The organism is Palleronia abyssalis (assembly GCF_900302445.1).
Taxonomy (GTDB): Bacteria; Pseudomonadota; Alphaproteobacteria; order Rhodobacterales; family Rhodobacteraceae; genus Palleronia; species Palleronia abyssalis.
Map to the genome: position 1 here is coordinate 25,793 of NZ_ONZF01000018.1, position 15,881 is coordinate 41,673.

The 15,881-nt window shown below is 63.3% G+C and carries 13 protein-coding genes and 1 pseudogene; 8 read left to right on the forward strand and 6 right to left on the reverse strand.

Annotation, left to right across the window (positions count from 1 at the left end; all coding sequences use genetic code 11):
- Positions 1 to 76: 76 nt before the first annotated feature.
- The 5 genes and pseudogenes from PAA8504_RS20775 (at position 77) to cynS (ending at position 3,912) form a co-directional block, all read left to right on the forward strand.
- A complete protein-coding gene (locus tag PAA8504_RS20775; RefSeq protein WP_108896061.1) occupies positions 77 to 1,453 on the forward strand; it encodes a CmpA/NrtA family ABC transporter substrate-binding protein in 1,377 nt (458 codons plus the stop codon).
- Positions 1,453 to 2,286 carry a nitrate ABC transporter permease gene (ntrB, locus tag PAA8504_RS20780; RefSeq protein ID WP_108896050.1) on the forward strand — a complete coding sequence of 278 codons (834 nt, stop codon included), beginning with the start codon at positions 1,453 to 1,455 and terminating at the stop codon, positions 2,284 to 2,286. Before PAA8504_RS20775 ends, ntrB begins: the two co-directional genes overlap by 1 nt.
- A gap of 8 nt (positions 2,287 to 2,294) precedes the next feature.
- Positions 2,295 to 3,203 (forward strand): ABC transporter ATP-binding protein, encoded by a 909-nt coding sequence (locus tag PAA8504_RS20785; protein WP_108896051.1) that lies wholly within the window; start codon positions 2,295 to 2,297, stop codon positions 3,201 to 3,203.
- A gap of 13 nt (positions 3,204 to 3,216) precedes the next feature.
- A pseudogene (locus tag PAA8504_RS20790) lies at positions 3,217 to 3,414 on the forward strand (DUF1348 family protein); the annotation flags it as partial.
- Positions 3,415 to 3,441: 27 nt separating this feature from the next.
- Positions 3,442 to 3,912 carry a cyanase gene (gene cynS / locus PAA8504_RS20795; RefSeq protein WP_219928967.1) on the forward strand — a complete coding sequence of 157 codons (471 nt, stop codon included), beginning with the start codon at positions 3,442 to 3,444 and terminating at the stop codon, positions 3,910 to 3,912.
- A gap of 704 nt (positions 3,913 to 4,616) precedes the next feature.
- On the opposite strand, the gene PAA8504_RS20800 is transcribed toward cynS, so the two are convergent.
- The gene (locus PAA8504_RS20800; protein ID WP_108896052.1) at positions 4,617 to 5,636 is read right to left on the reverse strand and encodes a fatty acid desaturase; all 1,020 of its coding nucleotides are present in this window, start codon (positions 5,634 to 5,636) and stop codon (positions 4,617 to 4,619) included.
- Positions 5,637 to 6,409: 773 nt separating this feature from the next.
- On the opposite strand from PAA8504_RS20800, the gene PAA8504_RS20805 reads away from it, so the two are divergent.
- The 3 genes from PAA8504_RS20805 to PAA8504_RS20815 all read left to right on the forward strand — a co-directional run bounded on the left by PAA8504_RS20805 (position 6,410) and on the right by PAA8504_RS20815 (position 11,067).
- Complete coding sequence (locus PAA8504_RS20805) at positions 6,410 to 7,885, forward strand: PQQ-dependent sugar dehydrogenase (protein WP_181375907.1); 1,476 nt, start codon at positions 6,410 to 6,412, stop codon at positions 7,883 to 7,885.
- Between the two features lie 180 nt (positions 7,886 to 8,065).
- A complete protein-coding gene (locus PAA8504_RS20810; RefSeq protein ID WP_108896054.1) occupies positions 8,066 to 9,001 on the forward strand; it encodes an MYG1 family protein in 936 nt (311 codons plus the stop codon).
- A gap of 107 nt (positions 9,002 to 9,108) precedes the next feature.
- Positions 9,109 to 11,067 carry a bifunctional 2',3'-cyclic-nucleotide 2'-phosphodiesterase/3'-nucleotidase gene (locus tag PAA8504_RS20815; protein WP_108896055.1) on the forward strand — a complete coding sequence of 653 codons (1,959 nt, stop codon included), beginning with the start codon at positions 9,109 to 9,111 and terminating at the stop codon, positions 11,065 to 11,067.
- A 43-nt stretch (positions 11,068 to 11,110) separates the two neighbouring features.
- Here PAA8504_RS20815 and aroQ read toward each other — a convergent pair whose 3' ends face one another.
- The 5 genes from aroQ to PAA8504_RS20840 are packed head-to-tail and all read right to left on the reverse strand — an operon-like array spanning position 11,111 to position 15,644.
- The gene (gene aroQ, locus PAA8504_RS20820; RefSeq protein WP_108896056.1) at positions 11,111 to 11,551 is read right to left on the reverse strand and encodes a type II 3-dehydroquinate dehydratase; all 441 of its coding nucleotides are present in this window, start codon (positions 11,549 to 11,551) and stop codon (positions 11,111 to 11,113) included.
- A 33-nt stretch (positions 11,552 to 11,584) separates the two neighbouring features.
- Entirely contained in the window at positions 11,585 to 11,896 is a 312-nt protein-coding gene (gene cyoD / locus PAA8504_RS20825; protein WP_108896057.1) for a cytochrome o ubiquinol oxidase subunit IV, read from the reverse strand.
- A complete protein-coding gene (locus PAA8504_RS20830; protein WP_108896058.1) occupies positions 11,893 to 12,513 on the reverse strand; it encodes a cytochrome c oxidase subunit 3 in 621 nt (206 codons plus the stop codon). Before PAA8504_RS20830 ends, cyoD begins: the two co-directional genes overlap by 4 nt.
- The gene (locus tag PAA8504_RS20835; RefSeq protein WP_108896059.1) at positions 12,510 to 14,591 is read right to left on the reverse strand and encodes a cbb3-type cytochrome c oxidase subunit I; all 2,082 of its coding nucleotides are present in this window, start codon (positions 14,589 to 14,591) and stop codon (positions 12,510 to 12,512) included. Before PAA8504_RS20835 ends, PAA8504_RS20830 begins: the two co-directional genes overlap by 4 nt.
- A gap of 3 nt (positions 14,592 to 14,594) precedes the next feature.
- The gene (locus PAA8504_RS20840) at positions 14,595 to 15,644 is read right to left on the reverse strand and encodes a cytochrome ubiquinol oxidase subunit II family protein (protein ID WP_181375908.1); all 1,050 of its coding nucleotides are present in this window, start codon (positions 15,642 to 15,644) and stop codon (positions 14,595 to 14,597) included.
- Between the last annotated feature and the right edge of the window lie 237 nt (positions 15,645 to 15,881).

The following is a 15,881-nucleotide window of genomic DNA, read 5'->3' on the forward strand; positions in this document are numbered from 1 at the left end:
GACCAAATCAGAAGCCGGTTCCAAGCGATCCTGTCCGGCTGCAATCTGTTTTCCGAACAGATCAAGGGGACAGATGATGACGATCAAGAGCCTGGGAAACCCATTCTCGTCCAAGAGCGATCTTCGTCACGGGCAAAGCTGTTCGTGCGACGGTTGCAACGGCCGGAAAGAGGCTGAGGCGGGGCGGGCCATGTCCTCGGAAGAGATGCTGGAACGTGCCGTGGAAGGAGCTATCGTCCGTTCGGTCTTTGGGCAGAGCGACGTCAGCCGCCGGTCCTTCATGGGCATGGTCGGGGGCACGACGGCGGCGGCCGCGTTGGCCTCAGTCTTCCCGCTGGACAAGGCCAAGGCGGCGATCCTCGACGACCTCGGCCCGCCCGAGAAGACGGATCTGAACATCGGCTTCGTGCCCATCACTTGCGCCACGCCGATCATCATGGCGCAACCCTTGGGTTTTTACGAGCGTTACGGACTGAACGCGCAGGTCATCAAGACTGCCGGCTGGGCCGTGGCCCGCGACAAGTCGCTGTCGGGCGAATACGATGCCAGCCACATGCTGACCCCGATGCCGCTGGCCATGACCATGGGCGCGGGATCGGTGGCCGAGCCCTACATCATGCCCGCGGTCGAGAACATCAACGGACAGGCCATCGTGCTGTCGAACGAGCATCTGGACAAGCGCGATCCGGCGCAGTGGAAAGGCTTCACCTTTGGCGTGCCGTTCGAATACTCGATGCACAACTTCCTGCTGCGCTACTACGTGGCCGAGTTCGGGCTGGACCCGGACGTGGACATTCAGATCCGCGTCGTCCCGCCGCCCGAGATGGTGGCGAACCTGCGCGCCGGGAACCTTGACGGTTATCTCTCGCCTGACCCCTTCAACCAGCGCGCGGTCTACGAGGGCATCGGCTTCATCCACATCCTGACCAAGGAGATCTGGGAAGGGCACCCTTGCTGCGCCTTTGCCGCCCCGCAATCCTTCGCGACCGAACTGCCAAATACCTATGGCGCGCTTCTGAAGTCGATCATCGACGCGACGCAATACGCATCGAACCCCGACAACCGGGTCGAGATCTCCGAGGCCATCGCGCCGACCAATTATCTCAACCAGCCTGTCACCGTCATCCAGCAGGTCCTGACCGGCACCTATGCCGACGGGTTGGGAGAAGTGAAGAACGTACCCGACAGGATCGACTTCGATCCGTTCCCCTGGCACTCCATGGGCGTCTGGATCCTGACCCAGATGAAGCGCTGGGGCTATATCGAGGGCGATGTGGATTATGCAGGCGTGGCCGAGCAGGTCTATCTGGCCTCCGATGCCCGCAAGGTGATGACCGATCTGGGCTATGATGCGCCCGCCGAAAGCTACAAGTCGCACACGATCATGGGCAAGACGTTCGATCCGGCGCAGCCCGAGGCGTATGTCGACAGCTTCGAGATCAAGGCACAGTGATGGACACGCTCTCCGAAGGCAAGCGGGCGGCGCTGTTGTCCATTCTTATCCTGGTCGTCGGTTGCCTGATCTGGGAGCTGTCGATTCCTGCCCAGAAGGCGGTCGGAGAGCTGACCGAATACGAACGTCTGACGGGCGGCGGCCAACCCAAGGCCGGCGTCCCACCCCCCAGCCAGGTGCTGGTCAAGGCGTGGGAGCAGTTGTCGAATCCGTTCTACGATGCCGGTCCCAATGACAAGGGGATCGGAATCCAGATCGGCTATTCCATCTACCGCGTTCTGACGGGCTATTTCCTGGCCGCCATCATCGCGATCCCGCTGGGGTTCCTGATCGGCATGTCGTCCATCGCCTACAAGGCGCTGAACCCGTTCATCCAGGTGCTGCGCCCGATCTCTCCGCTGGCGTGGATGCCGCTTGCGCTGTTCATCATCCAGGACAGCGAAGCGTCGGCGATCTTCGTGATCTTCATCTGCTCGATCTGGCCGATGCTTATCAACACCGCATTCGGCGTCGCGGGCGTCCGGGAAGACTGGGTGAACGTGGCCCGCACGCATGAGCTTTCGCCGTTGAAAACGGCCTTTGGCGTCATCCTGCCAGCCGCCGCCCCGACGATCGTGACCGGCATGCGGATCTCGATCGGGATCGCGTGGCTTGTGATCGTCGCGGCCGAGATGCTCGTCGGTGGAACGGGCATCGGGTATTACGTGTGGAACGAGTGGAATAACCTCGATCTCACCTCGGTCATCTTCTCCATCCTCATGATCGGCATCGTCGGAATGCTGTTGGACTCGGCCTTTGGTCTTCTCCAGCGCGCCGTGGCCTACGCGGAATAGGAGCACCCATGCCAAAACCATTCCTCAGCGTCGAACGCCTGACCCAGCGCTTTCCCGACGGACAGGGTGGAACCCTGACGGTGTTCGAGAACGCCACCTTCGGTGTCGAGAAGGGCGAATTCGTCGTCATCCTGGGCCATTCGGGCTGCGGCAAGTCGACCATCATGAACATCCTCGCCGGGCTGGGGCAGCCCACGTCCGGCGTGGTGCTGATGGACGGGTACGAGGTGTCCGGCCCGTCGCTGGATCGCGGCGTGGTCTTTCAGAACTATTCCCTGCTGCCCTGGCTGTCGGCGTTGAAGAACGTGACCTTCGGCATCAAGCCGCGCTACCCCGATTGGTCGGCCGCCAAGGTCGAGGCGCACGCCCGAACCTTCCTTGCCATGGTCGGGCTGGAGGGTGACGTGGTCCACCGCAAGCCCAGCCAGCTGTCGGGCGGGATGCGACAGCGCGTCTCGATCGCGCGGGCTTTCGCCAACCATCCCAAGCTGCTGTTGCTGGACGAACCCTTCGGGGCGCTGGATGCTCTGACACGCGGCACGATTCAGGATGAACTTCTGAAGATTTGGGGCGGGACCGAGCAGACCGTGTTCATGATCACCCATGACATCGACGAGGCGATCCTGCTGGCCGACCGCATCCTGCTGATGACCAACGGCCCCTTCGCGCGCGTGGCAGAGTCGGTCGAGATCACGATCCCACGGCCCCGAACCCGGACCGAAATCGTCGATCATCCGAACTACTACGCGATCCGCAACCACCTGGTGCATTTCCTTGGCCATCGTTCGCAGAAAATGGCGGGCGAACGGGTCGGCGACGACAACCAGCGCCCCGAGCCGGTGCGAATCGAGAATTCGGTGCAGAAACCGATCCCCACGTCCGGACCGGCGCGGGACCTCAAGGCCGTCAATCAATGAGCATGGAATTTGCTACGAATGGCACGACGAGACCGGGCAATGGTTTCGCGCCCTCGGCAACGAGAACTGGATGTTCGCCCCCTCGGGCCACATGGCCGAACGCCACGCATCGATCAACGACGTCGCCATTTCCCCGCAAGACCGCCTGTTCCACTGGCCCCAGGGCCCCCGCCCTGCGGATCATCCGGGGCTTGGCACCCTCGGCCTGTAGCCATCGCCATATCAAAGGAGACCCGACATGAAAGATACGTTCGAAGTGCCCAGCCTGATGACCAAGGAAGACGTCACCGCAATGATTCTGTCGGCCAAGAAGAAGGCCGGCATGACGTGGGAAGGCATCGCCAAGAAGATCGGCATGTCCCCGGTCTGGACCCATTCGGCGGCGATGGGCATGAACGCTTTCCCGCCCGAGAAGGCCAAACTGATGGTTGAGACGATGGGCCTGCCCGCCGAGGCCGAAAACGTCCTAAGCGAAAGCCCGACAAAGATTTGGGAGCAGGCCGTTCCGACCGACCCCTGCATCTACCGCTTCTACGAGGTCGTAGGTGTCTACGGCCCGACGCTGAAGGCCCTGATCCACGAGAAGTTCGGCGACGGCATCATGTCCGCCATCGACTTCGACATGACCGTCAGCCGGGTCGAGCATCCCAAGGGGGACCGTGTGAAAGTCGAGATGTCCGGCAAGTACCTGGGCTTCAACAGCTGGTAACGCGGCAAACCCTGCCTTTGTGGAGATGGTGGCGTGCAGAGCGGACCGGATTTGTCTTCGGCGCTGCTCTGCCCCTCGGCCGAGAGGGGCGAGTTCGGCCCGGCTCTGGTCCATGTCGGAAGGGCTGGGTTCTCGACACACGAAACCGCCCCTTCAGAAGGTTAAGGAACCGGGCTGATACGCCCTGTTCGATCACAGTCGCTGGTCAGGAAGACTTGCCCTCGCATTCCTTGTACCTTCGCCAAACACCCGCAAGGGACTGCGGCGGATCGGCTAGGCACGTAGAGGACTGCGGATCGGCTTTCTCGGAACCCGCCGCAAACTGCCGATCCAACGTGAACTATTCGGCGAGTCAAAATTCATGCGCAATGACCGTTGACCCGCGCTCGTTTCGCGCTCCGGCGAAGGGGCGCAACATACGGCGCAGACCGCCGGAGCTGAAAAACGGTCACCTAATAGCGCATGGGACAATCAGAACTCGTCGACCTCCGAGCTGTATCGATTCCCCGCGAACTTCCGCTGCTGTAGGGTGATGCTCCCCGCCTATCGGAGCGCCCGATTAGCGCACGAAGGGGGGCAAGCAGGTCCGTCGCTACGCGCCCCGACCCTTACGGCGGAGGTGCCGGCGTCCATGACGGATGCCGATACCGGTGAGGTGCGTTCAAGTGTGCACGCCAACACGATGGTCCATCGATTGCCGACTTTCAGGCGAGCGCGTCGTTCAGTGTGACGAGGCGGCGGCGATCCTCGTCCCACAGCTTGAGACGTACGCAACGCAGGCTTTCGACCAGAGTCAACCGTTGTTCCGCCCCATCGAGATCGGGATGGTCCCGCAAGACAGAGGGAAGACGATAGAACGGGATCCGGCTGTTGAGATGGTGGATATGATGCAGTCCGATATTGGCCGTCAGCCAATGAAGCGGGGCCGGCAGATCGTAATGCGAGCTGCCATGAAGCGCCACTTCGTGCAGATCCCAGTCCGGCTCGCGTTCGTAAACCGTGTCTTCGAACTGATGCTGGACGTAGAACAGCCACACCCCCACCGTCGCCGCGAACAGGGTCGTTGGAAGAAACAGCAGAAGAACCGGCTCCAGCCCGCCGAAAGCGATGATGAGCCCCAAAGCGCCCGCCACAGCAACGTTCGTGCCCATCGCGCTTACCCAATAGCGGGCGCCGGCCCCCATCAGTCCCAGGGGCAAGCGGTTCTCGAACAGGAATACCCATGCCGGACCGAGGCCGAAAAGGACGATCGGATTCCGGTACAGCCGATAGCGCAGGCGCCCGAGCGGAGACTGCGCGCGATACTCAGCCGTCGTCATCGTGAAGACTTCGCCCATGCCGCGTCTGTCGAGATTGCCAGCAGCCCCATGGTGGGCCGCGTGGATCCGATGCCAGACATCATAGGGGGTTACCGTCAGCACGCCAAGCGCGCGTCCGACCCAGTCGCCCACCGTTTTCTTTCGAAACAGGGCACCGTGCCCGCAATCATGCTGGATGACGAAGATCCGCACGAGGAAAGCGCCGTTCAGGATCGCGATGCCCACGGCAAGCCAGGGACTGACGGAGAGCGCCCACCAGCCCAAGGCCCACAGCAGCAGGAACGGCCCCAGCGTCACCGCGATCTCGATCAGGCTGCGACGGTCGGAAGGCTCACGGTAGCGTGCCAGGATGGGAACCCAGCGCCGCGCTTCTGCGGCTTCATCGCTGGTATGTGCAGTGGTCATGGCGAGGGTCTCCGGCGGGGGCCCCAAGGCTGCGGGGCCCGAAGCGCTGTAAGTAAGGCAGGCTAGCTGACGCATAGACGGCCGTGCGAGGTTCGAGCCTTGGCGATCTCTATATCGTCTAACCGAAACAAAACGGCGACGTAGGGCGCGATGGGCAAAAATACGGTAACATTGCCGTGGATCAATTCGGGACGCCCTTCACGTCCGGCCGACGCATTACGCACGATGCCAGGTTATACAAGTCTTCTCTGCGGCTTCTGGTCCATGATGGCGGGATTGCTCTTCGAGTATATTCTGTGAGGACCTGAGGGAACAGGTGCCCGGATCGTCATCATATCCACGGGTATCAAACTTCGACGCCTCCCGGACAGACCACCTTCCACCGCGATGCTTTACTCCTTAATGGGGTCTGCAAAATGGGCAAGAGGGACTGGTATATCAATCTGACTGCGAACGCGGCATCGCAGGTGGCAATGCGTCGGTGAAAGCCGTCGTTTCGGTGCCAGACAAACAATGGGCCGAATGCGTCGGTATAAACGGTGCCGCACGCGATCAGGATAGTACACCGCCGCCGCATAAGAATGACAGGAACTCCGGTCCGAAAGGTCTTCCGAGCTCATGAGGCCTGTGGCCGGATGGACAGGCGGAAGGCCGAGAGGACTGTCCGCTCCGACTGCTCTCAGCGCGGCAATCCGACACGGTGGCTCCTTGCGGCGGACCCTGCGGCCTCAGATGGCATTGACCTTGGCGTATCCCAGTTCGAGGAGTCCCCGATGTCCTATAGCGCCTACTTTTCCACCACCGCCCTTGTCGCGGTTCTCACGATCCCCGGCCTTGGCCTTGCGCAGGAGGAAGCGGAGGGGCAGACCAGTCCGGCCCCCAGCGATGCAGACATCGTCACCTCGGACAGCGACACCTCCGGAGAGGTGATAAGCGCCATATCCGCGACGCCCGAACAGGATCAGGCCGTGGGGCAGAGCTTCCGTGTCGACCTCGCCGACCTGCCCGAACCCTATCAGGGTCCACCGGTCGCCAACGCGCCCTTGCGCGCCACCGAAGTCCCCAACGAGCTTGCCCTGCCCGAAGGCTTTTCGGCGACCCTGTTCGCCAGCGGCCTCGAAGGGCCGCGCCAAGGGCACGTCCTTCCCAATGGCGACCTCCTCGTCTCGATGCAGCAGGGTGGATACATCGCGTTGCTGCGCGACACGAACGACGATGGCGAGGCGGACATCATCTCGCGCGCTTTCGAGCCGTTTACCGCGCCCTACGGCATCACCCATCGCGAATGGACCGGTGAGGGGGATTTCGACTACGAGATCCTGATCGCCGACCTCGAAGGCATCTGGTCGCAGCCCTATAAGACGCCCAACATCCGAAATGTCGGCGCCCGCGAGCAGACCGTGGATGAAACCCCCGTCGAGAATCGCAAGCCGCTGTTCGACTTCTCGGGCCAGGATTTGCTGACCGAAAGCGGCGTGTTCGGCGAGATGACCGGCCACGTGAACCGCGATATCGAGATCGGGCCGGACGGGCGCCTTTATGTCGGCGTGGGCTCGCTGGGCAACATCTCGGTCGAGCCAGAGCCCAAGGCCACGATCCAGAGCTTCGCCGCCGACGGCTCGGACCAGCGGACGCTGGTGACGGGGGTGCGCAATCCCGCAGGCCTTGATGTGCACCCCAAAACGGGCGACGTTTTCGCCGTGGTGCAGGAGCGTGATGGCGCCGGCGACAACCTTGTTCCCGACTACCTGATCCGCGTTGACGAAGGGGAGTTCTTCGGCTGGCCCTATAGCTACATGGGCGACAACCCGCAGCCCGGTTTTGCGCAGCTTGAACCCGACCTCGTCGACAGCGCCGAAGTGCCGGACCTGATCTTCAACCCGCACTCGGCGTCTATGGATCTGGCGTTCTACGAGGGGGATATGTTCCCCGAGCGCTTCCGTGACGGCGCGTTCGTGGCCCTGAAGGGATCCTGGAACCGCACCCAGCCGACGGGCTACAAGGTCGTGTTCGTGCCCTTCTCGGACGGGATGCCCGAGGGCACCTACGAGAATTTCCTGACCGGGTTCTGGTCGCGTGGCACGGATCGGGCCGAAGTCTGGGGCCGTCCTGCAGACGTGACCGTAGCTCCCGACGGTGCGCTGTATGTCGTGGACGACACCGGTGGCACGATCTGGCGCGTCGCATATGACGACGCGGACGGTCCTGCGGTGGACACCGACTTGGACGATGCCGAAACGTCCGACTGACGCTTGACCGGGCCGGGCTTGCCTCCCGGCCTGAACCCGCTACCGGAAGCCTTGATGGACGGATGACAGCGCTTTGACTTTCGCGGGCCGGGCAGGCACTCGGGGAACCGACCCCGCCCGGGCGTCTGCTTGCATGCGGACGGCCCGGGTCCCCATCGCTGCCATGATCGGACCCCCCTGATGACCGTCACACATCTTGTCACCCATTCCGGAGGCTTTCACGCCGACGAGCTTCTGTCCTCGGTCATTCTGACGACGCTTTTTCCCCAGGCGGACCTTGTCCGATCGCGCGACCCCGACTGGACGACGCCCGCAGAGGGGCGGATCGTCTATGACGTCGGCCGCGCGTATGACGCCGTCGCGGGGCTCTTCGATCACCACCAGCGGCCGAACCCCCTGCGCGAGGGTGGCGATCCCTACAGTTCCTTCGGGCTGATCTGGGCGCATTACGGCCATGCCTACCTGCGCGCCCGCGGCGTGCCGGACGACCACCTCGAAGAGGTGCACCATCGGTTCGACGTGGATTTCGTCCTGCCTGTCGATCTGATCGACAATGGCGCGATCGAGCCTTCGGTGGCGGGGCCGATGGCCGGCCTTACGCTTCCGGTGCTTCTGGAATCCCTGAAACCCGCCTTCGACGATCGAAGCCCGCAAGCCGATGACCGGGCGTTCGCCGCTGCAATCCCCATCGCCAAGGCTTTCGTCGAGGCGACGATTGCCCGCAAGGCGGCCAAGTGCCGGGCGGAAGCGCTCGTCGCCCACGCCATCTCCGAAGCCGGCCCGTCGCGCGTGCTGGAACTGCCGTCGGGAATGCCGTTTCGCGCCGCAATCGAGAACGCCGGGGCGGACCACCTTCTGTTCGTCGTGCATCCGCGCGATACGGACTGGGCGCTGACGACGATCCGCAAGGGCGACGACACGTTCGAAGCCCGCGCGGATCTTCCCGAATCCTGGGCCGGTCTGACGGACAGCGCGCTTGAAGAAGCGACAGGCGTTCCGGGGGCAAAATTCTGCCACAACGCCCGCTTTCTTGCGATTGCCGATACGCGCGACGCCATTCTTCAACTGGCCGACCTGGCCGTATCCGACGGTGCTGGGGTGGGTGATACGGCCTGAACGGCCAGCATTCCGTCACGAAACCTTCGCAGTTGGACCTCTTGCGCGAAGGTCCGAGTTCGGGGCTTCCTAGGGTGTAGAGCGACACACATTGCGAGAGTCCCGACATGCCCTTCCACCTAAGCCGCCGTTCGTTCCTGGCCAGCACGGCCGGGTTCATCGCGCTTCATCCCTTTTCCGCCCGCGCACAGGCCGGACAGGCCCATCTGCGCCTGATGGAAACGACGGACCTGCACGTCCACGTCTATCCCTATGACTATTACGCCGATCAGCAGATCGACACGGTCGGCCTTGCCCGCACCGCTGCCCTGATCGAGGACGTGCGCGCCGAATCGACGAACGCGCTGCTTCTGGACAACGGCGACTTCCTGCAGGGCAACCCGATGGGCGACTACATCGCCTATGAGCGCGGGATGCCCGAAGGCGCCCTGCATCCGGTGATCGAGGCGATGAACACGCTGGGCTTCGACGCCTCGACCCTCGGCAACCACGAATTCAACTACGGACTGCCGTTCCTGATGAACTCGGTCGCCGGGGCGGATTTCCCGATCATCTCGGCCAACGTGGTCAAGTCCATGGGGGGGCGTGCGACCGAAGATCAGACGCTCGTGCCGCCTTACGTGATCCTCGACCGGACGCTCACCGACGGCGCGGGCGAAGCGCATCCCATCCGCATCGGACTGATCGGCTTCGTGCCGCCGCAGATCATGAACTGGGATCGCCAGCACCTGGAAGGCAACGTCCAGACCCGCGATATCGTCGAGGCCGCGCGCGCCTACGTGCCGCAGATGAAAGAGGAAGGCGCCGACATCATTGTCGCCCTCAGCCATTCGGGCATCGGCCCGGCGGACTGGACGGAAGGCATGGAGAACGCGAGCGTGCCGCTGGCCGGGGTCGACGGGATCGACGCCGTGCTGACCGGCCACCACCACCGCGTGTTCCCCGGCCCCGACTATGAAGGCAGCCCTGGGGTCGATGCGACGGCTGGCACCATCATGGGCAAGCCCGCGACGATGGGCGGTTTCTGGGGCAGCCACATGGGCCTCGTCGATCTGCTTCTGGCGCGCGAGGGCGGGGAATGGCGGATCGTCAGCCACGAAAGCGAAGCGCGTCCGATCTACATTCGCGGGGAAGATCGTTCGATCACGCCAACGGTCGAGTCCGTGGACGCGGTTCTGGAATCGGTCGAGGAAGAGCATGAGGCGACGCTGGCCTATGTCCGCCGCGCCGTGGGTAAGACCGACGCGCCGCTTCACAGCTACTTCGCGCTGGTGGCGGACGATCCGTCCGTACAGATCGTCTCGAACGCGCAGAGCTGGTACATCGAACAGATGATGCAGGGGACCAATCATGAAGGTCTGCCGATCCTCTCGGCCGCGGCGCCCTTCAAGGCGGGCGGTCGCGGCGGCGCGGATTACTACACGGATGTCGAAGCCGGCGACATTGCGATCAAGAACGTGGCCGACCTGTACCTGTACCCCAACACGGTGCGCGCGGTCCGGATCACCGGCGCCGACGTCAAGGACTGGCTGGAGCGCAGCGCGGGGATGTTCAACCAGATCACGCCCGGCGAAGAGGATCAGGAGCTTCTAAACCCCGACTTCCCGTCCTACAATTTCGACGTGATCGACGGCGTGACCTACCAGTTCGACCTGAGCGAGCCGTCGAAATACGATGCCGAGGGCAACGTCGCCAACCCCGATGCGAACCGGGTGAAGAACCTGACCTTCGACGGCGCCCCCATCGACCCCGATCAGGAATTCATCGTCGCCACCAATAACTATCGCGCGGGCGGCGGCGGCAATTTCCCCGGTGCCACGCCCCAGAACACAATCTTCGAGGCACCCGACACCAACCGCGACGTGATCGTGAGGTATATCGTCGAACAGGGCACGGTCAGCCCACGTGCGGATGCCAACTGGACCTTCGCGCCGCTGGAAGGGACCACGGTTCTGTTCGACACCGGCCCGCTTGGCACGCGCTATGCCGACCAGGTGCAGGGCGTCGACATCGAGCCGATGGGCGAAGCGCAGGAAGGGTTCTACCGTTATCGCATCGCGCTTTGAAACGTGACCGCCCCGCGGCCTTCGGGCGCGCGGGGCGGTCGCCTTAGCTCTCGGTCCGGCCCAGAGTCACGATCCCTTGCACGGCGGCGACATATCCCTCCAGTCCAAGCCCGGCGATCACGCCGTCGGCGCGCAGGCTGACATAGGAGGTGTGGCGGAAACTCTCGCGCTTGTGGATGTTCGACAGGTGGACCTCGATCACCGGCCCCTCGAACGCGTTCAGCGCGTCGAGGATCGCAATCGACGTATGCGTCAACGCGCCGGGATTGATGACGATACCGGCGGCCGACTCGCGGGCCTCGTGGATCCAGTCGATGATCTGCCCCTCCCAGTTGGACTGGAGGAAGCGCAGATCGTGGCCCTCTGGCAGCACACCGCGGCACAGCGCCTCGGCATCCTTCAGCGTCCGGTACCCGTATATCTCGGGCTGTCGCCGCCCCAGCAGGTTCAGATTCGGGCCGTTCAGGACATAGATGGTGCGCATGGGCTTCCCTGTCGTGACTGGATCGGGCGCGTTCTACATCCGGTCGGCCAGATTGGCGAGGATCCACAGGGTCCCGAACGCCATGATCCCCAGAAGCAGCAGCGTGAATAGCAGAAGTTGCAAGTCTTCGCGCTTCTGCCGCGTCAGGTCGATATGCAGGAAGATCCGCAGATGAACGACGATCTGCGCCAGCGCTAGGACGATGATCGCGGGGATCACCCAGCCGCGGGGCAGGACGTCGAGGATTACGATCCCGAAGGACGCGGCCGTCAGCACGATCGAAAGGATCAGACCCAGCGTGTATTGACGACGCTCGGCCCGTTCTTCGTCTGAAATGTCCCTCATGCGACCCCCGCCAGGTAAACCATGGAAAAGATGCCGACCCACACGATGTCGAGGAAGTGCCAGTAAAGGCCCATCCGTGTCACGCGGCTCTTGATCTGGTCGGTCAGGCCGAACAGCAGGATTTGCAGGGTCATCCCGCCCATCCACAAAAGCCCGCCCGCCACGTGCAGCCCGTGCAGGCACACAAGCGCCCACAGCGCACTGAGATAGCCCGAGCGCTGCGGCACCGCGCCAATCTCGACCAGGTGCAGAAGGTCGATCAGCTCGAAGATCAGGAAGCCCAGCGCCGAAGTCGCCGCAAGGGCAAGAAAGCCCAGCATGTGCAGGCGCCCGCCGTGATACTTCATCGACAGGCTGGCCCAGCTGAACGCGAAGGACGAGCCCAGCAACAGCGCCGTCTGGATCGCGATGGATCGCAGGTCGGTCACCTCCTCGGGGCCAGGACCGCCTGCGGTCGCGCCCGTCATCGTGCCGAACACTGCGAAGACCAGCCCGAACGTGACCAGATCGCTCATCAGGAAGGTCCAGAAGCCGAAGATCGTGACCTCGGCCGCCTTCTCGCCCCCATCGTACCCAAGGTTCATCCCCGGGTGCGGATTGGTCCCCTGTTCGCTCATGACGCTATCACGATGTCGGTCTTGGCATAGCCGCGATTGGCGGGCGTATCCTCGTCATCGCGAGTGATTGGCTCGCTCAGCTCGACGGCCTCGATCCAGGCTTGGTGCGCCGTCCGCACCGTCGAGGCTGGGATGATCTCGCCCCGATGCTCGCGGAACGAGTCCGCGGCGAACCATAGGAACAGCACGACGAATGACAGGATCGCCAGCCACCAGATCCACCATGTCAGGGCAAAGCCCAACGCGGTCGTCGTAACCAGCACCACGATGCCCGCCCATGTGTTCGAGGGCATGTGGATATCAACGTACTCCTCGGGCAGGACGTATGGCTTCCCCTCCGACTTCTCTCGAACGAACGCATCGCGGGACGAGATGTGGGGGATCACCGCGAAGTTCCAGTGCGGCGGTGGGGACGGCGTGGCCCATTCCAAAGTCCGACCGTCCCATGGATCGCCCAGCGGCACGGCCAGTTCGTCCCGCTTGCGGATCGAGATCCACAAGGTCGCGATCAGCCCGACGAAGGCCGAAAGCAGGACGAACGCGCCCAGCATCGTCACGATCATGTAGGGGATGAACGCCGGGTCGTCATAGGCCGCTGACCTGCGCGGATAGCCCAGAAGCCCCACGACATAAAGCGGCAGGAACGTCATGCAGAACCCGACGATCCAGAGGCAGGCGGTGATCTTGCCCGCCGTCTCGTGCAGGCGGAACCCGAACGCCTTGGGGAACCAGATGTGGATCCCCGCGAAGATGCCGAAGATCAGGCCGGGCAGCAGCACGTTGTGGAAGTGCGCGACGATGAACTGGGTGTTGTGGACTTGCCAGTTGATCGCAGGGTTCGCCAGGATGATGCCCGAAAACCCGCCTATGGTGAACAGGATGAAGAAGCCCACCATATAGACCATGGGCGTCGTGAACCGGATCCGCCCGCCCCACAGCGTGGCCATCCAGACATAGACCTTCACCCCCGTGGGAATAGCGATCACGGCGGTGGCGATCCCGAAGGCCGCGTTGATGCTTGGCGATTGCCCCATGGTGAAGAAGTGGTGCAGCCAGACGCAGAAGCTGACGACCGCGATGGACATCGTCGCGATCACCAGGGACGTGTATCCGTAAAGCGGCTTGGCGGCGAAGGTCGTCGTCAATTCGGAAAAGATGCCGTAGGCGGGCAGGATCAGGATGTAGACCTCCGGGTGGCCGAACATCCAGAACAGGTTGGCATAATTCATCATGTTGCCGCCCAGATCGTTCGTGAAGAAGTGGAAGTCCAGATACCGATCCAGCGCCTGCATCAGCCCCGCGATCGTCAGCGGCGGCAGCGCGAAGACCAGCAGGATCGATGTGCACAGCGCCGTCCAGGTGAAGACGGGCATGCGCAGATATTTCATGCCCGGCGCGCGCATCTTGTAGATCGTCACCGCGAAGTTCAGGCCCGAGAACATCGACCCGAAGCCCGAGATCACGATGGCCCAGACCCAGTAATCCGGCCCCGGACCGGGATCGAAGTCCGCGCCGGTGAAGGGCGGATAGGCGGTCCATCCGCCGGTCTCGAACTTGCCGATGACCAAGCTGATCATCAGCAGCGCGGCCCCGGTCGCGGTCAGGGCCAGGCTGATGAGGTTCAGCACCGGGAACGCCATGTCGCGCGCGCCGATCTGCAACGGGATGAGGTAATTCATGAAGCCCGTGATGAACGGCATCGCCACGAAGAAGATCATGATGGTGCCGTGGGTCGAGAACAGCTCGGCCCAATGCTCCGCCGACAGCACGCCGCCCTGGTAGGCGGTCGCCTGATGGGTGCGCATCGCGACGCCTTCGAAGATGCCGCGGGCCATCATCACGAAGCCCAAAACGATATACATGATGCCGATCTTCTTGTGATCGACACTGGTCAGCCATTCCTTGAACAGCCATGTCCAACGGCGGGTGACGGTCAACAGGACCACGACGGCGATCGCCGCGATCACCGCGGCCAGCGCCGCGCCCGCACCGACGAGGGTGTTGATCGACTGGCTGTGCAGAAGCTCCAGCGGCTTCAGGTCGTCCCAGGTCAGGCGGCCGAAGAGGGCATCAAACATCGGTCAGGGCTCCGGCAGGTCGACCTGGGCCAGACGCGTGGCGCCCGGTCCGCAGAAGGCGTCGGGGAAGATTTCGGCGAGGGTAGGGGGGATCCCCTGCCCGGGGTCGTAACTGGGCGAGCCGGGCTGTGCCGCCGCGGGAACCGGAGTGCCGGACCGATAGCGGCCGACGATCCTGTCGAACAGTGCTGGGTCGTCCAGGCGGAAAAGGAGCGGGCCGTCTCCGTCGCGCCCCAGATCGGCGCGGGCCTTCGCGACATCGCCGCTTTGCGCCAGGATGGCATAGCTTTGCGCATTGAGGGTCGGGGCAGCGCGCGCGGCCTCTAGCCATGCGCCATATGCCGTCGGGTCGACCGCTTCGACGGGCGCGCGCTGGGCCGGGAAACCTGTGCCGTTGTACTGCGTATTCTCGGCCAAGGTGGTGCCCGTTCGCGTCGCGATCAAATTCAGCTGCGTGACCATGCCGGCCATGGCATAGATTTGCCCGGCCAGCCCCGAGGCCATGAAGCTTTGCATTACGGTATCCGTGGTCAGCCGCATCGCAACGGGCCGGCCCGTTGGGATCACCATCTCGCCAACGCTGGCGATACCTTCCTCGGGATAGAGGAACAGCCACTTCCAATCGAGGCCGACGGTTTCGATCCGGATGGGTGCGCCGATCTCGCCGATGTCCAGGCCGTCGGCCATTTCGGCGTCGATGGTGCGATACGGGTCGATCCGGTAGACAGCCTGAGTCAGCCAGACCGACAGGGCGATCACGATCAGCGTAGGCACACCCCACATCAGCACCTCGAGTTTCGTGTCGAAGTGCCAATCCGGCCGGTATGTCGCGTTCTTGTTCGATCGCCTGTAGCGCCATACGATAAGGGGCGCGCCGATCAGCACCGGCAGGATCGCGATCGCGATGATCGCGCTGGCCCAGATCAACTCGGTCCGTTGGAATTCGGCGATCGGCCCCAGGGGGCGCAGGAACCCAGATGGTTCCGCGAACGCAGGCAAAGCCAGAATTGGCGACATCGCCGCGCCGATTGCGATGATGATTTTGCGCTTCATGCCTGCATCGGCTCGGGGCCCCCGGAAACGGTGAAACTCACTCTCCGGCGGGGGATGTATGCCGATGCCCGGGTCTGTCGACCGACAGATTGGACCGAACGTCGTTTAAGCCCGCATTATTCACCGGAACGGCTCCCCGGTGGGCTTGAGGCAAGGTGAGGCCGTTCCTGCCGGCCTCTGGGCGAGCGTTTGCTGCGAGTGTCAGCCGCGCTTCGCGCATGAGTTGATAGAGCTGCT

Bases quoted from the DNA above. Each gene is read 5' to 3' on its own strand.
- cynS (WP_219928967.1), top strand. From the start codon at position 3,442: ATGAAAGATACGTTCGAAGTGCCCAGCCTGATGACCAAGGAAGACGTC.
- PAA8504_RS20810 (WP_108896054.1), top strand. From the start codon at position 8,066: ATGACCGTCACACATCTTGTCACCCATTCCGGAGGCTTTCACGCCGAC.
- PAA8504_RS20775 (WP_108896061.1), top strand. From the start codon at position 77: ATGACGATCAAGAGCCTGGGAAACCCATTCTCGTCCAAGAGCGATCTT.
- PAA8504_RS20785 (WP_108896051.1), top strand. From the start codon at position 2,295: ATGCCAAAACCATTCCTCAGCGTCGAACGCCTGACCCAGCGCTTTCCC.
- cyoD (WP_108896057.1), bottom strand. From the start codon at position 11,896: ATGAGGGACATTTCAGACGAAGAACGGGCCGAGCGTCGTCAATACACG.
- PAA8504_RS20840 (WP_181375908.1), bottom strand. From the start codon at position 15,644: ATGAAGCGCAAAATCATCATCGCAATCGGCGCGGCGATGTCGCCAATT.
- PAA8504_RS20800 (WP_108896052.1), bottom strand. From the start codon at position 5,636: ATGACCACTGCACATACCAGCGATGAAGCCGCAGAAGCGCGGCGCTGG.
- PAA8504_RS20835 (WP_108896059.1), bottom strand. From the start codon at position 14,591: ATGTTTGATGCCCTCTTCGGCCGCCTGACCTGGGACGACCTGAAGCCG.
- PAA8504_RS20815 (WP_108896055.1), top strand. From the start codon at position 9,109: ATGCCCTTCCACCTAAGCCGCCGTTCGTTCCTGGCCAGCACGGCCGGG.
- aroQ (WP_108896056.1), bottom strand. From the start codon at position 11,551: ATGCGCACCATCTATGTCCTGAACGGCCCGAATCTGAACCTGCTGGGG.
- PAA8504_RS20830 (WP_108896058.1), bottom strand. From the start codon at position 12,513: ATGAGCGAACAGGGGACCAATCCGCACCCGGGGATGAACCTTGGGTAC.
- ntrB (WP_108896050.1), top strand. From the start codon at position 1,453: ATGGACACGCTCTCCGAAGGCAAGCGGGCGGCGCTGTTGTCCATTCTT.
- PAA8504_RS20805 (WP_181375907.1), top strand. From the start codon at position 6,410: ATGTCCTATAGCGCCTACTTTTCCACCACCGCCCTTGTCGCGGTTCTC.